We start from the raw sequence: 23,344 nt of genomic DNA on the forward strand, positions 1-23,344 counted from the left end.
CATTTGTTAAATTTTTTCCCCAAAACAGGCTTTAACTGTCCCTTTCACCACCCTTTATCCCCCAAATGATTTTTCTTTCGGAGGAATTGTCCTTGTCCCTTCAATTTATCCATGGCTTTATTTTACTTTTGGATTCAAAAGGCACTTTATCATGATCACTTTTCCCAACGCAAAAATAAATCTGGGGCTGCAAATCCTAGGCAAAAGAGAAGACAACTACCACGAAATCAGTACCTGCATGTACCCTATACCTGTTACTGATGCTTTGGAAATAATCCCATCCGAAAACTCCGGGTTCAGTAGTAGCGGAATGGCCATTCCCGGTAAATCTGAAAATAACCTGATCTTAAAGGCCTATCATTTATTGGTGGCTGATTTCCCGCAATTATCGCCTGTTCAAGTCCACCTGCATAAAAACATACCCATTGGGGCTGGTCTTGGCGGGGGATCTGCTGATGCAGCTTTCGCACTATCCATGCTGAATGATATCTTTGCGTTAAAAATTGACAAACAAAAACTTAAACAGTATGCGGCGCGCCTGGGCAGCGACTGTCCATTTTTCATTGAAAATCAGGCCCAAATTGCCACAGGAAGAGGGGAATTGCTTCAACCTGCAGCGGTGAAGCTGTCAGGAAACTGGCTGTACCTTATTCATCCTGGAATTCATATCAGTACTCAGGAAGCCTATGCCGGTGTACAACCCGTATCCGGACAGAAAGACCTGAAGGAAATATTGAAAAAACCTGAAAACTGGAAAAAAGATCTTGACAATGATTTTGAAAGCAGCCTCTTTAAAAAATATCCCATACTTTCAGTCATCAAATCTTCACTGTATCAGGCAGGAGCCTGGTACGCTTCTATGTCGGGCTCAGGTTCATCCGTTTTCGGCTTATTTTCAGAAGAGCCGAAACAGCTTTCCTTTCCGGACCACTATATACAGTTGCGTAAAGCGCTTGATTAAACCTTATTGCAGTCGACGCAATTGCCGGGTCATTTTCCTTTTGAGTGCATACTGGATGACTGGGTACAAACATACGGAGAACAGGATGACCATGGTTCCCAAATAGAAGCCTGCTGTCATTTTTTCCTTTTCACCAAATACCAAAAAGGCAAGCAGAATACCATACACCGGTTCCATATTGATTGTCAGGTTGATGGCAAAAGCCGTGACCCTTTTCATCAAATGGACTGAGGCAGTAAAAGCAAAAACCGTACATACCTGCGAGAGCACCAACAACCAAAACCAGTCCCAGCCCTGAGGCAACCAGCCAATGCTTCCTGAAGAAAAATAGAATGCATAGAAAGGCAAAAAACTCAATGCCGCGAGACAGGCTCCCAGCATTTCATAAAATGTAATGATGAATGGACTGCTGGACTTGATCAATCGCCCATTGACCACTGTAAATATGGCTCCGATAAGTGCTGCAGCAACAGCCATGCTCAGTCCCAGCCAATAGCCGGTTTCAAATTTGAATATGACCAACAGGCCCAAAATAACCAGCAGGCCGAGAAATACCTCATACCATTTGACAGGCTCCCGGTTTACAAGTGGTTCGATGATGGCCGTCCAAAGTGAGCAGGTGGCCATTCCGGCCAGACAAACCGAGGCGGTAGATACCTGTGCTGCCCAAAAAAATAATATCCAATGCGCCCCGATCAATCCCCCCGTCAACAGGAATTTGCCCAGATTCGACCAGCTGACTTTTACAGGTTTTTTCTTGAATTTAATCAATATAAAAAGTCCGGCACTGGCCATTAATGTTCTGTAAATCACAATTTCTACCGGAGGAAGAGAAATCAACAAACCCAATACAGCGGTAAAGCCCCAAATCAGGACCACCAGATGCAGCCATAAATAATCCTTTACTGTGGCCAGCTCCATTTTACCGGGGTATTGTCTTGTATAAAATCAATCCGGTCAAACCAAATACCATATTGGGTATCCATACGGCCAACACCGGATAGGCAGTACCGGCTTCAGCAAAAGTCCTTGAAAGGAGAAAGAGAATGATGTACACGAATGCCAGGAGAAAGCCAAGGGCAATCTTAAACCCCGATCCTCCCCTGGTCTTTTTGGCAGAGACAATGACCCCGATAAAGGTGAGGAGAATGGCGGCAAAGGGAGACATGAAACGCACATACTTTTCTATGCGGTAATAGCTGATATTATCCGCTCCTCTTTCCTCGAGGATTTTTATCTGTTCAGTAAGCTTTGGAAGGGTTAAGGTTTCATGGTGGTTCAGCGGCAGGTCAAAATCATTGGGGGTAATGGATAAGGTGGTATCCATCTCATCGCCGGTATCCCATTTCTCCCCCATTTCCTGCAATTCCCGAAGTTTCCAGTTCCTGGCATTCCAGGCATTGGTGGTGGTATCCCATACGATCCGGTCTGCTGAGAATTTGGACAGCAATTTGCCTTCTTCAATATGTTCCAATGTAAAATTATAACCGGTATTGGCTGAGGTATAATAACGGGAAATGTAGGCAAACACATCTGGTGCCACCTGGATGTGTATGTTTTGCTGATTGGACTGTTGTTGTTTGTCCAGGTACTCAACTTTAAACTGCGAAACTCCTGCTGTAGCCACAGGCAGTACCCAGCCGTTGAGCAGAAAACTCACCACCGCAATTAAAATGGCCGATAAAAGAAAAGGGACCAACATTCGCATGAAACTTACCCCACTGCTTAAAATGGCAATAATTTCCGTTCTTCCCGCCATTTTTGAGGTGATAAAAATCACGGAAATGAAAACTGTTATTGGCGTAAGCAGGTTGTTCAGGTACAATCCGTAATTCAGCATGTACTGCAACACTTCACTGGTCGGTACATTATTTCTGATATAGGTATCGTTTTTCTCCGTGAAATCCAGCACCAGCACCACCATGATCAGCATCAAAACCACAAAAAGGTAGGTCTTGAGAAAATCCTTTATGATCAATTTGTCCAATAGCTTCATTTTAACCGGCTTAATTTCCCAATGATAGCAAACGGATTAATATCCACGGGGTTTATAGACGCCTGCCAACTTTTTCTACCATGGCATTTTTCCATGGTAGAAAATCCCCTTTTATAATATGTTCCCTGGCCTGGGCTACCAACCAAAGATAAAAAGATAAATTATGAATACTGGCAATCTGCGCCGCCAACATTTCCTTACTAATCGTCAGGTGCCTCAGGTAGGCCCGGGTATAAAAACTACTGACATGGGAGGGGAAGCCGGTATCTATCGGAGAAAAATCCGCTTTCCATTTTTCATTTCGGATATTGATAATCCCTTCGGTAGTGAACAACATCCCATTTCTGGCATTTCTGGTCGGCATCACGCAATCAAACATATCTATGCCCAAGCCGATTGCCTCCAGAATATTGGCAGGTGTTCCCACGCCCATCAGGTACCTGGGCTTTTCTTTAGGCAAAAGATCGGTAACCAGATCTGTCATCTCATACATCAATTCTGCCGGTTCGCCTACTGATAATCCCCCTATGGCATTCCCTTCCATATCCTGATCTGCCACAAAACGGGCAGCATCTTGTCTTAAATCCTTGTAGGTACTGCCCTGGACAATGGGAAAGAGAGCCTGCTGATAGCCATACTTTCCTTCGGTAGTGTCAAATCTTTGTTTGCAGCGCCCGAGCCAGCGTTGGGTCAGGGCCAGGGAGGTTTTGGCATAATTCCACTCGCAGGGGTAGGGTGTGCATTCATCAAAAGCCATGATGATATCTGCTCCTATACTGCGCTGCACATCCATCACCGATTCAGGACTGAAATGATGCCTGGAGCCATCAATATGGGACTGAAACATGACAGCCTCCTCGGTAATTTTCCGGCTATCTGCCAGGGAAAATACCTGATATCCTCCACTATCGGTGAGTATCGGGCCGGTCCAGCCCATAAATTTGTGAAGCCCCCCTGCGGCCTCCAGCACCTGCAGACCGGGGCGAAGGTACAAATGATAGGTATTGCCCAGGATGATCTGCGCCTTAATATCATAAGTCAATTCCCGTTGATGAACGGCTTTTACTGATCCTGCTGTACCTACCGGCATGAATATGGGGGTTTGTATTTCCCCATGGTCTGTCAGTATCCTCCCGGCCCTGGCCTTTGAGGCCTGATCTTTATGCTGAAGATTAAATTTCATTCCTGCCTTTCATTGAAAAATCCACCAATTACTCCTTATATTTGGGCACAAAAATAGGTGCATTTCTACAAAAGAAACGAAATTTTTGATTTAATCTTAAGCAAGCGACTCAACAGGTAAGCATGGAAAATATATTATGGAGCTTGTTTTTTTTGGCTTCGGGCATACAGTTTACTTATTTGTTGCTTGTTTTTGGCAGATTTGCATTTTTCTACAAAAACCAGCCTGAAGAAAATCTAATTCCGAACCCGCCCGGGGTTACCATTGTCATTGCGGCAAAAAATGAGGCCTCCCACCTCAAGGACCTTATCCCCTTGTTAATGCAACAACAGTACCCCAAATTTGAAGTGGTAGTCGTCAATGACTGCTCCTGGGATGATTCAGAAGTCTTACTGCGTGAGTTTTCCGAACAATATCCCAATTTCAGGGCGGTGAATATCCGGTACACCCCTTCTCATGTAACTTCAAAAAAATACGCCCTTACCCTTGGAATCAAGGTCTCCCAATATGGTATTGTATTGTTGACAGATGCAGATTGCAGACCGGTATCATTACATTGGATTAAAAGGATGTCCGCTCCCATCCGCCTTGAAAATAAGGTTTTTGCCCTGGGCCATGGATCCTACATGGCCCTGCCGGGCTTATTGAATCGAATCATACAATTCGAAACCCTGCTTACCGCCATTTATTATTTCTCTTTTGGGTATTGGAAATCTCCCTTTATGGGGGTAGGTAGAAACCTGTGTTACAGGAAGGATTTTTTTATGGAGAAAAAAGCCTTTAAATCCCTTTGGCACATTGAAGGCGGGGATGATGACCTCTTTGTCAATCGGTATGCCATGTCTTCAAATACCGCCATTGTGGCCCATCCTGAAAGCATTACCGTTTCCGAGCCAAAAACCAACTTCAAAGACTACTTTACGCAAAAAAAGCGTCATTTTCATGCCGGTAAATATTACCGCGGCAAAGATAAACTAAAATTAGGGTTGTATTCGTTGAGTCATTTGATATTCTGGCTTTCTGCTGCCCTGATTGTCATTCTCGCCAGGTCCTGGGAACCAATTGCCGTGGTATTGGGGTTAGTTTTGTTCAGGGCCACAATTCAGTATTTCATCATCCATGAAGCCAGAAAAAAACTGGAAGGCAAAGGAAAAGTGATTTGGACCATGTTTTTCGATTTGATGTATATGGTCTATTTTTGGGTTCTGGGTACACTAGGTTACCTGTCAAAAACGGTTAAATGGAAATAAACGAAAGAGGTTTTTCAGATAAGGCATTGGAAGATTTCGAATTGATCGACAAGGCGGTCAAGGAGAAAGACCAGCAGGCTTATGCTTCGCTGATGAAACGCTACAAGAAAGCCGTGTATTTTATGATACTGAAAATGATCAGGGATGCGGATGATGCCGAAGACCTGACCATGGAGGCCTTTGCCAAGGCCTTCAGGAACCTTCACAAATTTAAAAAAGACTACACTTTCTCCACCTGGCTTTTCCGCATTGCCACCAATAATACCATCGACTTCATCCGGAAAAAGAAACTCAAAACCATGAGCCTCAACAATACCATGACAGATGATGGAGGCAACACAGTCAATATAGACATTGAAGATGATGACAACAATCCTCAGGATGAATTCATCAAGACCCAAAGAAAGGAGATGGTCCGCATTTTTGTCGCAAAACTTCCGGCCAAGTACCGCAAATTGGTCAAATTAAGGTATTTTGACGAGTTGTCTTATGATGAAATTGCCGAGGAATTGGGAAAACCTTTGGGCACCGTCAAAGCGCAACTTCACAGGTCCAGGGAATTGCTTTTCGAAATCGCCCAGGGTAAAAACAAACATATTTGATTCATGGAGCCGGACCATTCGCTCATCCTGAAATATTTTCCCGAGTTGACGGAAAAGCAGATGCATCAATTCGCGCTCATGGGAGCAATTTACCAGGATTGGAACAGCAAAATCAATGTAATCAGCAGAAAAGACATGGATAGTTTTTACATACACCATGTATTGCATTCTCTCGGTATTGCAAGGGTAATCCAGTTTTCTCCGGGTACAAAAATATTGGATATTGGCACAGGAGGTGGGTTTCCGGGCATTCCCCTGGCCATACTATTCCCTGAAGTCCATTTTCACCTGGTAGACTCCATAGGCAAAAAGATCACCGTGGTAAAGGATGTGGTCCGGCAGCTCGGTTTGCAAAATGTAGAAGCCCAACAGGCCAGGGCAGAAAGCCTGAACCGAAGCTATCACTTTGTGATCAGCAGGGCGGTAACCCAAATGGAGAAATTCCTTCCCTGGGTAAAAGGTAAATTCAGAAAAGAAAATCTGCATCAGGATTTCCAAAATGGCATCTTCTACCTGAAAGGCGGCGAGGTGGATGAGGAACTGGAGGCCTTAAACCTGTCCTATGTACCTTATTTTCTGGATGATTATTTTTCAGAAGAATTCTTTGAAACCAAAAAAGTAATCTACATCCCTTATGAAGGAAAAAGGTAAATTCATTTTCCATACAGGGAATATCCCAATCTCAAAAATTTCTTCAACCCATACCCCATCAAGCCTGGTTTCTATAAAATGATGTTTTGTCACAGCTAAGCCTTCACTATTGGCCAGCTCCAACGAAACGGGTTATATTATTGCCTGACCAGAACAAATTCTGCTGTTGCTTCCCCAGGGGTCACGCCTGACATATCAAATTCGCTAAAATCCATGACATTCGGCATGCCAGAAACCCTGAGCCGGTTTTCCGTGAATTCTAAAATTTCCATCTCAAAGACATCATTATCAGTGTCCACCATCACCAGTTGATCGTTGTCGATTTCCCAGGTGCCTGCAAAAGTTTCAGCACCCTGAACAGGAAACCGCTGGTCTGAAAAAGGAATGCCTGCCACACTCACTTCGACAAAAAAAACGAATTCACCTTCCGCCATCACCGTGTTGGGATCTTCACCAAAGACCACGGTCATGTTGTAGTCTTCCCCGTTACCGGTAATGGAAACAGGGACGGAATTCTGGGTACCTGGAATTACTGCGGTACCCGAGGCCTGTACACTGGCGGATTCCAGACTCCACACTCCTCCCGCCAACTGCGGCTCCGCAGGTTCATCTTCAACTGCACAGCCTGTAGATAAAGTCAATGCAAGAAGGGCAACATGCCATAAATTTTTCATATTCGATTATTTTTTCTTGTAAGTAATCTTTACCGGTACTCCTTCAAAATCAAAATTCTCTCGCAGCCTGTTTTCCAAAAACCGGGTGTATGGAGATTTAATGTATTGTGGCAAGTTACAAAAAAACGCAAAAACCGGGTTTTTTGTTGGCAACTGGGTAATGTATTTTATTTTGATGTATTTGCCTTTGTTTGCCGGTGGGGGATATTTTTCTATTTCCGGAAGAATTAATTCGTTTAATTTGGAGGTAGGCACTTTCCTGTGTTTGTTGTCGTACACTTTCATGGCCAGTTCCATGGCCTGAAAAATCCGCTGCTTGGTGAGGGCAGAAATAAAAATAATCGGAATCCACTTATTTTCACCTAACTTTTGGCTCATATCCTCTTTGAAGGTGAGCATGGTCTTGTGATCCTTTTCGATCAAATCCCATTTATTCACCATGATCATGATCCCTTTGTTGTTTTTGATCGCCAGTGAAATCAGGTTTACATCCTGGGATTCCAGCCCACGGGTAGCATCCACCATGACGATCACCACATCCGAATCCTCCAGGGTACGCAGGGAACGCATGACCGCATAAAACTCAATGTCCTCCTTTACCTTGGCCTTTTTGCGGATACCTGCTGTATCTGTTAGGATATAGTCTTTGCCATACAATTGGTATCGGGTATGAATGGCATCGCGGGTAGTACCGGCTTCATCGGTAACGATAGATCGTTCTTTACCTATCAAGGCATTGAGGAAGGAGGATTTCCCCACATTGGGACGACCCAGAATGGCAATTTTTGGCACCCCCTCATCCGGGTCTTCCTCTCCTTCATCCGGAAATTTTTTGATCACTTCATCCAGCAAATCACCTATGCCGCTTCCACTGGAGGAAGAAATCGGGAAGATGGTCTCCTCACCCAAGCCAAGGGCATAAAACTCATTGGCCATCAGCATTTTGTCCAGGTTATCCGCTTTATTAGCCACCATAAATACCGGTTTGTCCGTACTTCTGAGTTCCCTGGCAAATTCGGTATCCAAATCAGTTAGTCCATCGATGCAATCCACCACAAAAAGAATGACGGATGCCTCTTCTATGGCCAGTTTGACTTGTTTCCGGATTTCCTTTTCGAACACATCATCAGACCCTGTCACGTAACCTCCGGTATCGATCACCGAAAAAAACTTGCCTCCCCACTGGGCATGCCCGTAATGGCGGTCCCGGGTCACGCCACTGAGGTTGTCCTCAATGGCTTTCCTTTCCTCTATCAACCGGTTAAAAAAAGTGGATTTACCCACGTTAGGTCTCCCTACAATTGCTACTATATTAGCCATAATGCGCTATTTTATTGGTCGTAACCAAATTTTTTCAACTTGTTTTTATTTTTTCTCCAGTTTTCTTCCACCTTGACAAAGGTTTCCAAAAACACCTTCTTTCCGAAAAAGGTCTCCATTTCAATCCGGGCTTCGGTACCCACCTTCTTTAAGGCATTGCCTTTGTCTCCAATGATGATCCCTTTCTGACTCTGCCTTTCCACAAAAATCAAAGCCCGCATGCGAATCAGTTTATCCGTTTCCTCAAAATCTTCAATTCTCACCTCCGTACTGTAGGGGATTTCCTTTTTGTACCGTGTAAATATCTTTTCCCGAATGATCTCAGAGGCAAAGAAACGTTCCGGGCGGTCGCTCAGTTCTTCCTTATCATAAAACGGTGGATGAACCGGCAGCCTGTCCAGGATTTCCTGCATGATTTTTTGCAAATTAAACTGCTCCAGGGCTGATATGGGTATGACCACCGCTGCCTTGATCCTTTGGGTCCAGTAATCGGTGACTTCCTGTAGTTTCTCTTCTTTGTTCAGGTCAATTTTATTGATCACCAGCAAAACAGGTACTTCAGAAGCATTGACTTTCTGAAGTATTTCCTGGATATCCTCATCAGTTTCAAACAAATCTGTCACAAAAACGATTACATCTGCATCCTCCAGAGAAAGATTGACAAAGCCCATCATGCTTTTGTGCAGTTCATACTTGGGTTTCAGCATACCGGGGGTATCCGAGAAAACAATCTGGTAATCCTCTTCATTCATAATGCCAAGGATACGATGTCGGGTAGTCTGTGCTTTGGAGGAAATGATAGACAATTTTTCTCCGAGCAGGGCATTCATCAGGGTGGACTTCCCTACATTGGGTTTACCTATGATATTAACAAAGCCTGCCTTGTGTGTACTTTCGGACATGGTTTCAGATTTTTTTACAAAGGTACTTGATTTTTGAGAATATGTCCTTACCTTTGTACCACAATAAAGGAAAGGGCAACAAAAAACGTTTGCTGCCGTATAAAATACCGAAAAGCGGTGATTTATTTGACAAGCTATATTGTGTAGGATTTTTTTCTCGCTGCGCTTGACAATGAGTTACAAAATTTGAAATAATTAATAAAAATATATCGCGGGATGGAGCAGTTGGTAGCTCGTTGGGCTCATAACCCAAAGGTCACAGGTTCGAGTCCTGTTCCCGCTACACTAGAAGGCACTGGAAACGGTGCCTTTTTTTATTTATAACCGAATTTATTCCGGGCTCATATCCGCCGCGGCGGACACAGGTTCGAGTCCTGTTCCCGCTACACTAGAAGGCACGGGAATCGGTGCCTTTTTTTATTTATAACCGAATTTATTCCGGGCTCATATCCGCCGCGGCGGACACAGGTTCGAGTCCTGTTCCCGCTACATGCGAGGGCACTGGAAACAGTGCCCTTTTTTTGTTATTTTTAATCCCATGTTTACTGTTTATGCACTTTACAGTGAAAAATTCGATAAAATCTATATCGGATTTACTTCTAATCTTCAAAAACGCCTAATCTCACATAACGAGCTGGGTACAAAGGGATGGACGATTGCTTTTCGACCATGGAAGCTTATCCATACTGAAACATTTAAATCCAAAAAAGAGGCCATGAATAGAGAAAAACACCTCAAAACAGGAGTGGGTAGAGAATTTATCCGGAATCTTATTCCCAAAATTTAATCCCATGGGCTCATATCCGCAGCGGCGGACAAAGAGCTTGCCCCGAGAATCGGGATTCGATCCCAGTTATCGCGACACAAAACCCCTATACTGCACACAATTGTTTTTTTTCGGAGCTATTTAGAGGGCCTTTTTGCGGCAAACTGCCGGACTTTTAACTTGTTTACCGACTCCAAACAGTCATTATACGCTTTGCGGGCACCATTCGCTTATTCCTTCGCCTTCTTATTGCCTTGGCAAAAGAATTGCAAATCAATTTTACGGAAATAATATTGCCTCCGGATTAGGTGGCTGCGACCCCCATAGGGTATTGCATCCCAGAGGACACCATTTATTCTTCTTTCTGTCAGTAGAGGACTGATCTGGAGAGGACTGATTTTGGTTGGGTAAATGGTTTTTGCTTGGCTGGAAGGATATTAAATCTGCTTCAAGGTCGTTAATTGTAATTGTTTTATTAAAACCTAAAAGCAAAAGGTGAGCATTCCGCTCAAGCTAAAGGTACTATTGGAATTTTTGAAAAAATCTCTAAAAAACATTATCAGAGTATTATAAATTAATTTTCATGTATTAATTTGGAGATTTTCCATTTAAATAGCTATAATATTATATGAGATCATACTTTAACAAAATAGTTTTTTTTCTTTTTTTTAAATTTTTTTTAACTAATATTGCCAACATTAAAATAGGACGATGATATTTTTCCTGCTTGTATTTTCTATGTTTCCGTCCTGTTGATTTTCTTAAGAAATGGATTAGCACATATCCAGTTTCCATCCGGATGGAGCTTGTGTGTTATCTAGGTAGTTTTAGTATTTTTAATTAAAAAAGAAATGTTTGATTATGGTTAAAAAAAAAGCATAAAGCACAATACCGGCACTTTTAACAAATTTAAAAGTTTTTCAAATGCTCAAAAATAGGGGCATCATTTCATTATTTGATTAACAACAACCCAATATTTATGAAAAAAAGAATCCCAATCCTCTCAGCGAGGATAGGGAAAGCCTCATTTGGCATGGCAATGGTCTTGCTTTTTGCGACCAATGCTAGCGCCCAGGAAATGGCTTTCGCTACACCTCCCATTCCTAAAAATGCTTCCGTTTTTGGAATGGATTTTACAACAAATAATCCTGGATTATCACCAACAACTATGTCAATTACCAGGTCAAATAAGGTGGCAGATGTGGTAATCAAGGGAAGGGTCGTGGACAAAGATGGTTTGTCTCTTCCAGGAGTGACGGTGACCGTTCCAGGCACCACCTATGGAACTGTTACCGACCTTGATGGTAATTATTCCATTACTGTTCCGGAAGGTTCTACGCTTGTTTTCTCTTTTATAGGTTTTGAGAGTCAAACGGTGGTAGTGGGTAATAAAAGCACCATTGATATAACCTTGGATGAAGAAGTGTCTGCCTTAGATGAAGTAGTGGTCATTGGCTATGGTACACAGGAAAGAAGGGATATTTCCACGGCCATTTCATCGGTTTCTTCAGAAGATCTCAAAGACAGGCCAAACTCAAACTTTGCCCAATCCATTCAGGGCAGGATGGCCGGTGTTAGGGTTTCAAACAACAATACCGCACCTGGTGGTGGTTCAAATATCGTGATCAGGGGTGTAAGCTCCATCAATGCCAGTAATAGTCCATTGATCGTTATTGACGGATTCCCCATAAAAGAGGGCTATAATAAAACAGAAAACCCATTAAACTCCATTAACCCTTCAGATATTGAATCCATTGAGGTATTGAAAGATGCTTCTTCCAGTGCCATTTATGGTACACAGGCTGCAAATGGAGTGATTTTGGTAACTACAAAAAAGGGAAAATCCGGAAAACCCACCATTTCGGTGAATGCCAGTTCAGGAATCCAATCGATGCTTAACAAGGTGGATGTGTTGAACAGGGATCAATTTTTGCAAATGATGGATGAATCCAGAGCGGCGGCCTACATCATCGAGGATCCCAATTTTGGCACTAATAATCCTGAGGCCCCTTTATGGCAATGGACGGATTCCGACGAAACCAGGATTTCCAATTGGAGAAACTTTTCCAGAAACAAAGAAGGTATGCAGGATCCCTACGAAATGTTCTATAGATGGATCACCGTTACCGATACCACCAAAAACAGCCCTCATGATACCGACTGGCAGGATGTGATCAGTCGAATGGGACGGGTGGATGATATCCAACTTTCTGCGGCAGGCGGTACTGACAATGTAAACTATAGGATATCCGGTGGCTATTTCGGCCAGGAAGGGATCATCAAGGCGTCAGGGTATGAACGTTTCTCCATGAGAGCCAATATAGACATGAAGGTAAACGAATGGTTAAAGTTAGGCCTTATGCTAGCTCCGTCCATTGAAACGACTGATGTTTTGTCCAATACGGAAGGTGGTGCCAGCAACAATCCTTTTTACAATGCCCTGGCTTTACCTCCCATTTGGGCGCCTACGGATGAAAACGGTGTCCCACATTATTATGGTACTGAATCGACGTACGAAAACCCTTGGTTTTGGAATTTGGATTTTGCAGTTAACCCCTTGTCCACCTTCAAGATTAAGGATACACGAAAAACCATCAAAAACCTGGCAACGCTATATGGCGAATTCAGGCTTTTAGAAGACCTGACATTCCGGTCAGAGTTCCATACGCAGATCAGGTTCTGGGAAAGGGATTATTTTCTACCCAACTCAATGCCCACTACCCAACAACCTTTCTCGAGATCAAGGGGTATTCATCAAATGAACAATCACTTCATGTGGAATTCCCAAAACTTTCTGACTTATGCGAAGAAGTTCAGCAGCCATTCTCTCAACGCCATGGTGGGTTACTCTGTAGATGAAGCAATTTATAGGAGTTCCTACATGAACAAATATGATTATCCCACAGATTTAGTCCCTACCCTTAATCAGGGCGTTACCGTCGTAGACGGACAAAATGATGCAAGGACAAATCAGTCCCGTGAAACAATGATTGGTAGTTTTGCCCGGGTAATGTATAATTATGACAGCAAATACTATTTTACAGGCAGTATCCGTCGTGATGGCTCTTCCAAGTTTGGTGAAGATAATAAGTGGGGAGTATTCCCTTCCTTTTCCGTCGCCTGGCGTGCTTCAGATGAAGGTTTCTTTGATCCCTTGAGAAGATATATCAGCGATCTGAAAATCCGTGGTGGCTGGGGTGTGATTGGTAATGCCGGAATCAGCAATTACCTTGCGCTAAGTACTTTGAATTCCGGTGCTTATGTATTGGGTTCCGGTTCTACTATTTCCCCTTCTTATGTAGATGGTAAGGTAGCCAACCCCTCTCTGGGATGGGAAGAAACTACTGACTATGGCGTGGGAACCGACCTGGAAATATTAGACAGCAGGGTGATGTTCAGTGTGGATTACTTCTACCGGCAGACCGACAACATGTTGTTTAACATGCCGTTGCCGATCGTTACCGGTTTTGGTTCTTACATGGCCAATGTGGGCTCTATGCGAAACAGGGGATTTGAATATTCCATTACCACCCGAAATGTTACCGGGGTGTTTAACTGGAGGACCAGTGCCAATTTATCCTATTACCGCAACAGGGTCTTGGATCTTGGAAAAGACAAACGTCCCATAATCACCAACAATGGCTATACAAGCGAAGGCAGACCGTTGGCCGGTATCTGGGGCTATTACAATCTCGGCGCATTCGATGATTGGGAAGATGTAAAAACTTCGCCTATTTTCAATCCTCAGCAGTCTATATGGGCCAACAGGTCCAATCCGGGAACACCGAAGGCGGCAGATGTAAATGGAGACGGTATCCTGTCTGCGGCTGATCAGACAGTTATCGGCCAGAATAATCCCGATTTTGTATGGGGTATGACCAATGATTTCGGTTATAAAAATTTCGATCTTTCGGTTCAGATAAATGGAGTCCAGGGAGGTGACCTGTCTATGGTGGAATTTGAAAGCATGCTGGGAAGAGGGGGAGGAAGAAGAAGTATGACCGTTGAATATTTTGAAAATTACTGGAGGCCTACCCAAACTGACGCGATATATGCTACTCCGATCAGAAAAAGTTCCGATGGGGCCAGCGCTTCCGGAAGTTTGGTTTTCAAAGGTACTTACGTAAACATTCAGAACGTGATTTTGGGTTATACTTTGCCCAATAAAATTGCCAGCAGAGCCAAGATCGCCAATCTACGTATGTACCTGAGCGTACAAAATGCGTTTTTCTTTACTCAATATCCAGGCTATAACCCAGAGGTAAACTTTCAGGGGAATTCTGCACTTTCTCAGGGAATCGACCGTGGTGCCTATCCCCTGGCAAGGACTATTTCTTTTGGAATCAATTTATCTTTATAAAAATACTATCTTATGAAGAAATTATTTTCACTGCTCATATTAGCTGCCACTCTGATTTCCTGTTCGGAGGACTTCTTGAACACGCAGCCGGAAGATACCCTGTCGACGGGGGCTTTTTTCAACAATCCGAGTGAGATCAAGGCAGGTTTAATTGCTTGTTATGAACCCTTGCAGTCCATTTATTCCCGGAACGAACTTCCCCAATACGTTGAAATCATTGCAGATGACGGAAGAGTTGTCAATTCCCAAAGCAACGATTACCTGTTCAAGAAAAACAGTGGTAACTCCAGGTTTAGCTTGTGGCGGGATCATTACAAGATAATCGTCAATGCCAATAACATCATTGATATTATCAACAATTATGTACCCGCCAGCACCGCAGAAACTGCATTGCTAAATGCGTACCGCGGTGAGGCCAGTTTCCTTCGCGGACTTGCCTATTTTAACCTGGTAAGGCTTTATGGAGATGTGCCGAAAGTGGTGGAAAGGCTGAATGATCCTTCATCTGCTATTGGCATAGGACGTACATCTGTAAGTGAAATATACAATACAGTTATCATTCCTGATTTCGAAACGGCCGTAGCCAATTGTTTTTCGAAGGGCGATGCAGATCTTCAAGGCGAGGAGGCAAGGGCCTCTAAAGGAGCAGCTCTGACCATGCTGGGAAAGGCACATTTGTTTCAGGGAAATCACTCAGAAGCAGCGGAAGCCCTAAAACGGTTAATTGTTGATAAGGAGGCAGGTAATTATACCCTATTATCTGATTTTTCCCAGATTCACACTTTTGAGAATAAATTCAATGACGAATCTATTTTCGAAGTAAATTATAATGCTACTGCCGGCCAACCGAATTTCCTTTTCAAATGGATGACAAACGAGAACGGATATCGATACGGTATTGCATCAGGTGGGGGTCCGATAATCATGTTCAATTTTCTTCAGGAATTTGTAGCAGACGACGATTGGATCAGTGATCCGGATTGGAGCCGTTACACCACTACATTGGATTCAGGAATTTTGCTGGGGGGAAGCCCGGAACTACAACCATGGCCTAAAAAATTTGTTCCTGAGAAAACCACCTTGTCTCAGTACGATATCACCGGCACCGACAATAATTACATGATCACCCGGTATGCTGATGCCCTGTTAATGTATGCTGAAGCCCTGCATGGAATGAACCAACCGAATGAGGCGATTACCTATATCAATATGGTGCGAGAAAGAGCGGGCCTTAATGGCATCACTGCCGACCAGTTGGATCTGGAGCGAATCCTTCATGAACGAAGATTGGAATTGGCATTTGAAGGCCACCGGTTTTTCGATTTGGTCAGAACAGGTAAGGCTATTGAAAAGATTTCTTACGCTTTAATGACTCCAATTGTCTACGATACCCAGATTTATACGACGGAGCCGATTGAAGAATACCAACTACTCCTGCCTATTCCTGTAAATGAGATAGAAAAAGATGCTTCTCTGGTCCAAAACCCTGGATATTAACCTGATACGGGAAAGAAAATCAAAAATCAGCGGGCAGGCCTTGATGGATCTGCCCTTAGAAAACAAAAAATATGAAAAAAATAAAATATTCTGTACTTATAGGTTTGGTTACTCCCTTTATCTTCCTTTCCTGTCTGGAGGAGGATATTGTTCCTTATCCTCAAGTAAACGATGTGAAGATGTACATGACGGATATAGACGGTAATGATTCCCTTATTACCCAACCAACAGTCAACATGCCCATGAAGTTTGTTGTGGATACGGAGGCCGATATTGCTTCGGTATGGCCAGGAGGGGAAAGAAGAATTATGAAAATGAAAAATTCTGAAACGGATTCCATTGACATGTTTGGAAACCCCGTGTTGATTGTAAGTGACCGCTATCAGGATTATGGTTTGGTTAAAGCCCGTGGTCTTACTACTGCCCTTGGTGAAACAGGATGGTATGCGGCCTACACGTATAAAACGGCTGGAGAATTTGATGTCACCGTGTTAGCTACCAATCACGGTTATCAAGGGTTTGATTATAAGCAAATCGTTCATGATGTAGGTAAGGTTACCGTTGTAGCCCCATAAGTATATCATCAAACTAAAATAAGCATCTAACTCCTCAATTAAAAAATGGGGTTAGGTGCTTATTACTTTAAAAGAAAACGTATATTTTGGCGTTATATCCAGCCTGAAAGTGGATAACCTGAATTTCAAATGACGGGGTTAAATAACCATAGCCCCCCAATCTAGAAATGTTTACCAAGCGTGCCTCCTATCCCGATTGCAGGGGACTTCAATGAACCTGAGTCTTAATAGCAGCCTGGCGCTATTGTTTACCGGGATTGTCGGATGGATACGCAGTCTTGCATTAGTTTTTTTATTTTCCTATATAATTAGGTAGGGCCATTTCAGTAGTCACATCCTTTAGAAATTCACCCCGAAATAGAGATTGGGTTCAAAAAGGAAGTAGTTTTTCCATTTATTATCCAAGGCCTTAAATTCATCCGGCGTATTGGTATCAAAAACCCAAAATTGAGAATGTACCTGTGGCTCGATAAATAATCGCTTCTTCTTGCCAAATGTGAAATGATAACCCAGATGGAGAGAATTGTATAGTTTAAAACCATTTCTTAATTTGTTGTTATCCTCATCCAAATAGGTTTTGTACTGTGGTAAAACTTCAACGGTGGCAAACAGGCCCTTCCACAACATGCGTTGATAGCTTATTCCAATCCCGGTTTTCCGAATGTGTCCCGGATAGAACTCATATCCGGAATCTACTTTGTCCAGAAGTCCGTCCCACCAAAGAATCCCCATAGGCTGGAATAAGCGCCAGGTAGCCAACTTTAATCCAACGATATTCTTGTTATCGAGATTACACTTAACATGGATTTCGATATGCTGCGTATTCGTCCGGTCATCCCAGGATTTGGTAAAAAACTGGAGAACGGTGATCCCGGGCGATCGAATTGACGAACGGGGAGGGCTTGGTCAAGCTGGGCCTGATGACCGTAAAAGTGCTCAGAGGCGAGACCGAGGGGGTACTCGAGGTACTGAAAAACAGTCACTACATTGATCCATGTGACCCGGCAGCCTTGTACAGCCTGATGAATCGACCCGATGAAGCCATTCATTTCCTTCAAAAAGGCCTGGAGGAAAAATCAAGTATGATGGTCAGCTTGAAATATTGGTGGGTTTGGGACAATATCAGAGAAGATAAACGCTTTCAGGAGATCTACTTTCAGATGAATTTCCAGGATCACAAAGCTCATCGACAGTGATAGTGTTTTTTGTAAACTCCCAGGTTGACGCCAATCCTCATTCGGAATCGAATTGATCAGGGAAATATTTGTGCCAAAACGTTCCGCATCTGACAGGCGACCAAATTTCACAAATAAAACCATAGGGGCTAAACTCGTTTATGGTTTCCTCAAAGGTATTCGTCATTTAGGAATTCAATAGGTTTATGTAGAAATATAGGTAGTTTTGCAGGAAATACGAGGATAAATTTGCAACCAACCAATTATCATTGAATCTTACCACTATGAGTTTTAAAAGAAAAAACAAAAGATGAATTTCAAAAACGGTATAATATTGAGGTTGGCAGTAATACTCATTTTTGCAGGATTGATTAGCTGCAATGAGCCGAAAACAAAGTCCGCTAATCCCAGGGTATTGATCAGCTCGGACATAGGTGGCACAGATCCTGACGATTTTCAATCGATGATACACTTGTTGATGTATGCGGATCAATTTCAGATAGAGGGCTTGGTATCGTCGCCCTACGGAGAAGGTAACGTTCAGGATTTTCAGGATATGATTGACCTTTATGAAAAGGATTACAGCCAACTCCTCGATGCCGCTGAATTTCCGACTCCAGAGTCCCTGAGAGAGATTACCAGGCAAGGAGGAAAAGATGCCGCACCTTTTAAAGGACACACATCCTCTACTGAAGGCTCAGAATGGATAATTACATGTGCAAAAAAAGAAAGTGACCAGCCGCTTTGGGTGCTGGTGTGGGGAGGAATAGAGGATCTGGCCCAAGCCCTACATGACGCTCCAGAAATCAAAGAAAACATAAGAGTGTACTGGATCGGAGGTCCGAACAAGAAATGGAGTATCAATGCCTATTCCTATATAGCAGAACATCATCCGGACCTTTGGATGATTGAGGCAAATGCAACTTACAGAGGCTGGTTTATGGACCAGGATTCCCCGGAAGAACTCAAAGGAGATGCTTTCTATGATAATTACATTCAAGGTCGTGGCGCTTTAGGTAAGGAGTTTATAAAGTATTATGAAGGCAATATTAAAATGGGCGATACTCCGTCACTTGTTTACCTAATGAACGGCAATCCCGATGATCCAACTGGAGAAAGCTGGGGAGGAAGTTTTGAAAAGGTGGGCTATAGTCCCAAAAAGGTATTTTACGCTGGTAGTAGTATAACAGATACGGTAGCCGCTTATGCTACCATTGAGTGGAGGTTTGAAGGACCAGAAATAGATGTTCCGGAAGATTCTGTTGTATTCGAAATAGAAATTCAAAATCAAACCTGGCCAGGGTATTATCTGGGTAAGGGAATTTTTGGAGTAAAATATGCGTCCAAAAAACCAGAAAAAGGATATTATAGAACCAAGAGCACTATTCCCGAAATAGATGGTTTAGAAGGTGCGTATATCAGCACAACTCCCTGGCCCGGGAAGGCTTCCCCGGATGATTTCAAGCTTGGATCCAATTGGTATAGCGATAGGGTTAATGCGGAACTTTTTATCAAAGATCAGCAGGGAGCCAAAACGATCTCAAAATATCGAAAGGAGTTTTTGACTGATTGGGCTGAAAGATGGAAATGGTTGGAAAAGTAATTATCACTAACTCAAACTCAAAGAATTAATAAAGCTCCCATAAGTATGAATTAGGATCATGTTTCTTCCAGTCGGAGCTTGGACGGAACAATTTCAATTAATCATTGCGTTAGCATCAGTGTACAATGGCGTATTATATCAGAGAGCATACATCAATTAAATCGTGTTAAAGGAGCTCTTGGTTTTGGATGTTTTGGGGGATCAAACTAAGGTAGCTATCCCCATAGTCTTCTGGCCCGTCATGGGAGCTTAAACCCAAGAATGGCTTCAGGGGAACAGGTGCCTTCTGCAGATTACCGCTGTCCATCCACCTACCACTTGTCCAGCTATCGCTACCGTTTCGAAGGGGCTGTCATCGAAAAGCCAGACCTCATTTTTATCTAAAACCCTTAATTCTCGACCAAATTGAAAAAGACGTATTTCTCCCTACTCCTATTGAGTACCCTATGGCAGCTGCCAGGCATCCATTCAGCCTCGCTTGCGCAATCGCAGGAGATTGAATTTGCATTTCTTTCCGACATCCATTTACAGGATGTCTATGCCAATTTGCATTCAATGGATTTCAAGGGGGCGTTCAATCCCAAAACGGGCAAATATGCCACCATTCGCAGCATGAAAAGCCAATTGAATTCCACGCGGCTCTTCAATGAAAACTATTTTGCCTTTATCCAGGCCCTGGAGGATCTGAAGGACAAAGGCATACGACTGGTGGTTCTACCCGGTGACTTTACCGATGACGGACAGCCAATGAATGTACTGGCTTTACAAGGGATTTTGGATCGATATGCGGAAGAATGCGGGATGCGATTTTTCTTGACTACGGGAAACCACGATCCTGTGAAACCTTTCGGGGGAATCGGGGGGAAGGAAGATTTTCTGGCGCCGGATGGCTCCGAACAGGCCGTCGCAGGAGTTGCTGATTTTTTCCCATCCGAAGAAGTGGCCGTTTCAACTCAGATCAATTATTGGGGATACGAAGAGATCACCCATGCCCTTGCTGATTTTGGCTTTTTCCCCGCTGCCCAAGATCTATTTTGGGCGCATCCCTTTCAGGAATTGAATGTGGACAGTTACGACTTTCACCGGGCAGTAGAGAATTCACGCCTGGATCAGCGGCTGTACAAGACCCCAAATTCCGAAAGGTTATTGCCGGACGCCAGCTATGTGGTCGAACCTGTGGCCGGTATTTGGCTTTTGGCACTGGATGGCAATGTGTATGCACCTTCAGGAAAGGATTGGAGCGGCTCTTCTGTGGGTTTTAATCAGGCGGTAACAGCTAAACGTCACCAATTAGATTGGATCAGGAAAGTAGCCATGGAAGCCGAAAAAAGGGGGAAAACCCTGATCTCCTTTAGCCATTATCCCTTGGTGGATTTCCACGATACCGCCTCGGATGCGATGAAATCACTATTTGGCGAACAAAAATTCCAGTTGGCACGAGTGCCATCCCGGGAGACCAGCAGGGAATATGCCAATGCGGGCATTCGCATTCATTTTGCCGGACACATGCACATCAACGATACGGGAGTTTTTACCGATGCCGCTAACGGAAAAACACTCGTCAATGTACAGGTTCCTTCTCTGGCCGCTTTTCCCCCGGCGTATAAAACACTGACGTTTCCAGAACCCAATATCGCTGAAATTGCTACCATTCCCCTTGTTGCTGTGGATCGCATGGATGAGTTTTTTGACCTGTATCGCAGGGAGCAACGATGGCTACTACAGACCGATGATCCCAAACGCTGGGATCCGGGTATTTTGAATGCCAAAGATTACCTGGATTATACCCATAACCACCTGTTACAACTGACCAAATCCCGATTTATCCCCTCGGATTGGCCTGAAAATCTTGCGGTACTGTTGCGAGGCCTCAGTCTTGAGGAATTGGATCGCTGGGCCGGTATGTATCCTGAAGCTGGAGAGGGATTGTTGAGGGAAAAACTAGAGAAACTTAGCGATCCAAAGCGAGGGGATCCTTTCACTCCCGAGCTTATTGATGATTTTTACCTGGTAAAGAACGGAGATGAACTCGGAAAAAACCTGATTCCATCGGTAAGGCTGCGTTTGTATGAAGGTATTTTTTCACAATTGGCGGAAAGACCGCTATCGGAAGAGCAGGCGTTGGATATGCAGTTGGTCCGGTTTTTTCATGTTTTTGAGAGGCTTTTTCACAGCTTGCCCTCTGACCACTTTTTCATCGATCTTCAGAAGGGGGAGGTCAAGCGGGGCGGTACGGTAGAAAAACACTAGGGAATACAGGTGAATATCGGGCAACGAGCGCAGGTGCAGGCAGGAGTCCGTTTTCCGAGGGCAAAAGGAGAGCAGATCAGAATCAGCGAAGCGGTGAAAGGCAATTTAAATTCCGAGCGCAGTATAGTAAAACAGCAATTGCATGAATAAACTAAAAGGACCGGTCCGGGAAGGGAGGTGTCGGAATCTTCTATGAACAACTATAGGTTTGCATTACCTGATGCTAGATGCAGCCGGGATGAAAACTGGTATTTTGTCAGTGTTTTTTTTAACGGTTTTTGCTCTGTTTCCTTATTAATAGTCTCGTTTACGGTTATTTATGAGATAGAAGCAAGCCCAAAACATGGTTAATAATGGGCTTTCATTTGGTTTTTTGTCGTTGCATTTATAAAGGCCACTCGTCATTCAGTTGCCTGGTAAGGGAGAAGTGTTGTGCCTCATGGTCCTGGATCAGACATGCATTTAGTTCTTTGGTGATGATTTCTTTATCCATATCCTGACCGATGATTACTAGTTCATTCATTCTGTCACCATAGGTTGGATTCCACTTTTCCATGATAAGGGCTTTATTTTCTACGAAGCTTGGGTTTCGCTGGCGCTCCTTCTCTGAATACGCCGCCCACCAAGTGCCAAAAGCCTCAGCTTTAAGTGATCCTCCGGCCTGACTCCAGAGCAAGGCTTGATGGGGACGGGAAGCCAGCCAAAACAAACCTTTACTTCGAACCACATTCCCGGGCCAGGAATTGCTGATATAATTCCAGAATCTTCCCGGATGAAAAGGACGTCGATTTCTGAATACAAAGCTACTGATCCCGTATTCCTCTGTTTCGGGTACATGTTCTTTGTTCAGTTCCTTGAGCCATCCTGCGGATTGCTCAGCTTTGTCGTAGTCAAACAGCCCGGTGTTCATGATTTCGGCTATCGGAACTTGTCCATAGGAAGTCTTGATGATTTTTGCCTCCGGGTTCAGTTTGATGAGAAGCCCTTCCAATAGTTTTATTCTTTCCTCCGAAACCTGATCCGTCTTATTGAGCACAATGACGTTGGCAAACTCAACCTGATCGGTGAGCAGGTTGACAATGGATCGGGCATCGGCAGGATCATCCGTCATGTCCCTTTCCAAAATGGTGTCTGCTGAACCAAAATCTTTAAAGAAATTATAAGCGTCTACGACTGTCACCATGGTATCCAGCCTGCTGATATGGCAGAGATCAAGGAGACTGTCACCTGTTTCAAAGGAGAAGGTTTGCGCCACAGGTATGGGTTCGGAGATTCCCGTGCTTTCGATCAGGAGGTAGTCAAATTTCCGTTGTTTTGCCAGTTTTTGTACTTCCTGAATCAAATCCTCCCGCAAGGTGCAGCAAATGCAGCCATTGGACATTTCGATGAGCTTTTCTTCGGTGCGGGAAAGTTTGATTTCATTCTGCACCAATTTGGAGTCCACATTGAGCTCGCTCATGTCATTGACGATGACGGCAACTTTATAGCCGGCTCTATTTTGTAAAATATTGTTCAACAAGGTAGTTTTGCCGGCTCCTAGAAAGCCGCTCAAAACAGTGACCGGGATTTTATCTTTCAT

At 43.7% G+C, this 23,344-nt stretch carries 20 protein-coding genes and 1 tRNA gene; 13 read left to right on the top strand and 8 right to left on the bottom strand.

Annotated features, from left to right (window positions below):
• Positions 1-151 precede the first annotated feature (151 nt).
• Positions 152-961 (top strand): 4-(cytidine 5'-diphospho)-2-C-methyl-D-erythritol kinase, encoded by an 810-nt coding sequence (gene ispE, locus G9Q97_RS16420; protein ID WP_166148757.1) that lies wholly within the window; start codon positions 152-154, stop codon positions 959-961.
• Positions 962-964: 3 nt separating this feature from the next.
• Here the strand turns inward: ispE and G9Q97_RS16425 are convergent, their stop codons facing one another.
• From G9Q97_RS16425 to tgt, 3 genes are read right to left on the bottom strand one after another with little or no spacing between them, the layout of a single operon-like run.
• A complete protein-coding gene (locus G9Q97_RS16425) occupies positions 965-1,882 on the bottom strand; it encodes a DMT family transporter (protein ID WP_166148759.1) in 918 nt (305 codons plus the stop codon).
• A 1-nt stretch (position 1,883) separates the two neighbouring features.
• Positions 1,884-2,957 (bottom strand): LptF/LptG family permease, encoded by a 1,074-nt coding sequence (locus tag G9Q97_RS16430; RefSeq protein ID WP_166148761.1) that lies wholly within the window; start codon positions 2,955-2,957, stop codon positions 1,884-1,886.
• 52 nt (positions 2,958-3,009) lie between these two features.
• On the bottom strand, positions 3,010-4,140 hold the full coding sequence (gene tgt, locus G9Q97_RS16435; RefSeq protein ID WP_166148763.1) for a tRNA guanosine(34) transglycosylase Tgt: 1,131 nt from the start codon (positions 4,138-4,140) through the stop codon (positions 3,010-3,012).
• Between the two features lie 122 nt (positions 4,141-4,262).
• On the opposite strand from tgt, the gene G9Q97_RS16440 reads away from it, so the two are divergent.
• Genes G9Q97_RS16440 through rsmG form a run of 3 tightly spaced genes read left to right on the top strand, consistent with a single transcriptional unit; the run spans position 4,263 to position 6,643 of the window.
• On the top strand, positions 4,263-5,390 hold the full coding sequence (locus tag G9Q97_RS16440) for a glycosyltransferase (protein ID WP_166148765.1): 1,128 nt from the start codon (positions 4,263-4,265) through the stop codon (positions 5,388-5,390).
• On the top strand, positions 5,381-5,992 hold the full coding sequence (locus tag G9Q97_RS16445; RefSeq protein WP_073091939.1) for an RNA polymerase sigma factor: 612 nt from the start codon (positions 5,381-5,383) through the stop codon (positions 5,990-5,992). Before G9Q97_RS16440 ends, G9Q97_RS16445 begins: the two co-directional genes overlap by 10 nt.
• A gap of 3 nt (positions 5,993-5,995) precedes the next feature.
• Positions 5,996-6,643, top strand: a complete 648-nt coding sequence (gene rsmG, locus G9Q97_RS16450; RefSeq protein WP_166148767.1) for a 16S rRNA (guanine(527)-N(7))-methyltransferase RsmG — start codon at positions 5,996-5,998, stop codon at positions 6,641-6,643.
• Positions 6,644-6,780: 137 nt separating this feature from the next.
• Here the strand turns inward: rsmG and G9Q97_RS16455 are convergent, their stop codons facing one another.
• The 3 genes from G9Q97_RS16455 to era are packed head-to-tail and all read right to left on the bottom strand — an operon-like array spanning position 6,781 to position 9,539.
• Positions 6,781-7,317 (bottom strand): lipocalin-like domain-containing protein, encoded by a 537-nt coding sequence (locus G9Q97_RS16455; protein WP_166148769.1) that lies wholly within the window; start codon positions 7,315-7,317, stop codon positions 6,781-6,783.
• A gap of 6 nt (positions 7,318-7,323) precedes the next feature.
• Positions 7,324-8,637, bottom strand: a complete 1,314-nt coding sequence (gene der, locus G9Q97_RS16460) for a ribosome biogenesis GTPase Der (RefSeq protein ID WP_166148771.1) — start codon at positions 8,635-8,637, stop codon at positions 7,324-7,326.
• Between the two features lie 11 nt (positions 8,638-8,648).
• The gene (gene era / locus G9Q97_RS16465; protein WP_166148773.1) at positions 8,649-9,539 is read right to left on the bottom strand and encodes a GTPase Era; all 891 of its coding nucleotides are present in this window, start codon (positions 9,537-9,539) and stop codon (positions 8,649-8,651) included.
• Positions 9,540-9,749: 210 nt separating this feature from the next.
• Between era and G9Q97_RS16470 the strand changes: the two genes are divergently transcribed.
• The 5 genes from G9Q97_RS16470 (at position 9,750) to G9Q97_RS16490 (ending at position 16,737) form a co-directional block, all read left to right on the top strand.
• Positions 9,750-9,822 (top strand) — tRNA-Met (locus G9Q97_RS16470).
• Between the two features lie 255 nt (positions 9,823-10,077).
• On the top strand, positions 10,078-10,326 hold the full coding sequence (locus G9Q97_RS16475) for a GIY-YIG nuclease family protein (RefSeq protein WP_166148775.1): 249 nt from the start codon (positions 10,078-10,080) through the stop codon (positions 10,324-10,326).
• Between the two features lie 958 nt (positions 10,327-11,284).
• Entirely contained in the window at positions 11,285-14,665 is a 3,381-nt protein-coding gene (locus G9Q97_RS16480; protein ID WP_166148777.1) for a SusC/RagA family TonB-linked outer membrane protein, read from the top strand.
• 12 nt (positions 14,666-14,677) lie between these two features.
• Complete coding sequence (locus tag G9Q97_RS16485) at positions 14,678-16,162, top strand: RagB/SusD family nutrient uptake outer membrane protein (RefSeq protein ID WP_166148779.1); 1,485 nt, start codon at positions 14,678-14,680, stop codon at positions 16,160-16,162.
• A 71-nt stretch (positions 16,163-16,233) separates the two neighbouring features.
• Positions 16,234-16,737 (top strand): hypothetical protein, encoded by a 504-nt coding sequence (locus G9Q97_RS16490; RefSeq protein WP_166148781.1) that lies wholly within the window; start codon positions 16,234-16,236, stop codon positions 16,735-16,737.
• Between the two features lie 339 nt (positions 16,738-17,076).
• Here the strand turns inward: G9Q97_RS16490 and G9Q97_RS16495 are convergent, their stop codons facing one another.
• Positions 17,077-17,469 carry a hypothetical protein gene (locus G9Q97_RS16495; RefSeq protein WP_246255757.1) on the bottom strand — a complete coding sequence of 131 codons (393 nt, stop codon included), beginning with the start codon at positions 17,467-17,469 and terminating at the stop codon, positions 17,077-17,079.
• A 188-nt stretch (positions 17,470-17,657) separates the two neighbouring features.
• Here G9Q97_RS16495 and G9Q97_RS16500 point away from each other — a divergent pair, with 188 nt between their 5' ends.
• The 4 genes from G9Q97_RS16500 to G9Q97_RS16510 all read left to right on the top strand — a co-directional run bounded on the left by G9Q97_RS16500 (position 17,658) and on the right by G9Q97_RS16510 (position 21,765).
• On the top strand, positions 17,658-17,933 hold the full coding sequence (locus G9Q97_RS16500; RefSeq protein ID WP_166148783.1) for a TPR end-of-group domain-containing protein: 276 nt from the start codon (positions 17,658-17,660) through the stop codon (positions 17,931-17,933).
• Between the two features lie 289 nt (positions 17,934-18,222).
• The gene (locus tag G9Q97_RS16505; protein ID WP_166148785.1) at positions 18,223-19,515 is read left to right on the top strand and encodes a nucleoside hydrolase-like domain-containing protein; all 1,293 of its coding nucleotides are present in this window, start codon (positions 18,223-18,225) and stop codon (positions 19,513-19,515) included.
• Positions 19,516-19,776: 261 nt separating this feature from the next.
• Positions 19,777-19,899, top strand: a complete 123-nt coding sequence (locus G9Q97_RS25230; protein WP_262889481.1) for a hypothetical protein — start codon at positions 19,777-19,779, stop codon at positions 19,897-19,899.
• A gap of 21 nt (positions 19,900-19,920) precedes the next feature.
• On the top strand, positions 19,921-21,765 hold the full coding sequence (locus G9Q97_RS16510) for a metallophosphoesterase family protein (protein WP_246255759.1): 1,845 nt from the start codon (positions 19,921-19,923) through the stop codon (positions 21,763-21,765).
• Positions 21,766-22,150: 385 nt separating this feature from the next.
• On the opposite strand, the gene G9Q97_RS16515 is transcribed toward G9Q97_RS16510, so the two are convergent.
• A complete protein-coding gene (locus tag G9Q97_RS16515) occupies positions 22,151-23,344 on the bottom strand; it encodes a GTP-binding protein (protein ID WP_166148787.1) in 1,194 nt (397 codons plus the stop codon).

It is taken from the genome of Cyclobacterium plantarum (genome assembly GCF_011290685.1).
GTDB classification, from domain to species: Bacteria; Bacteroidota; Bacteroidia; order Cytophagales; family Cyclobacteriaceae; genus Cyclobacterium; species Cyclobacterium plantarum.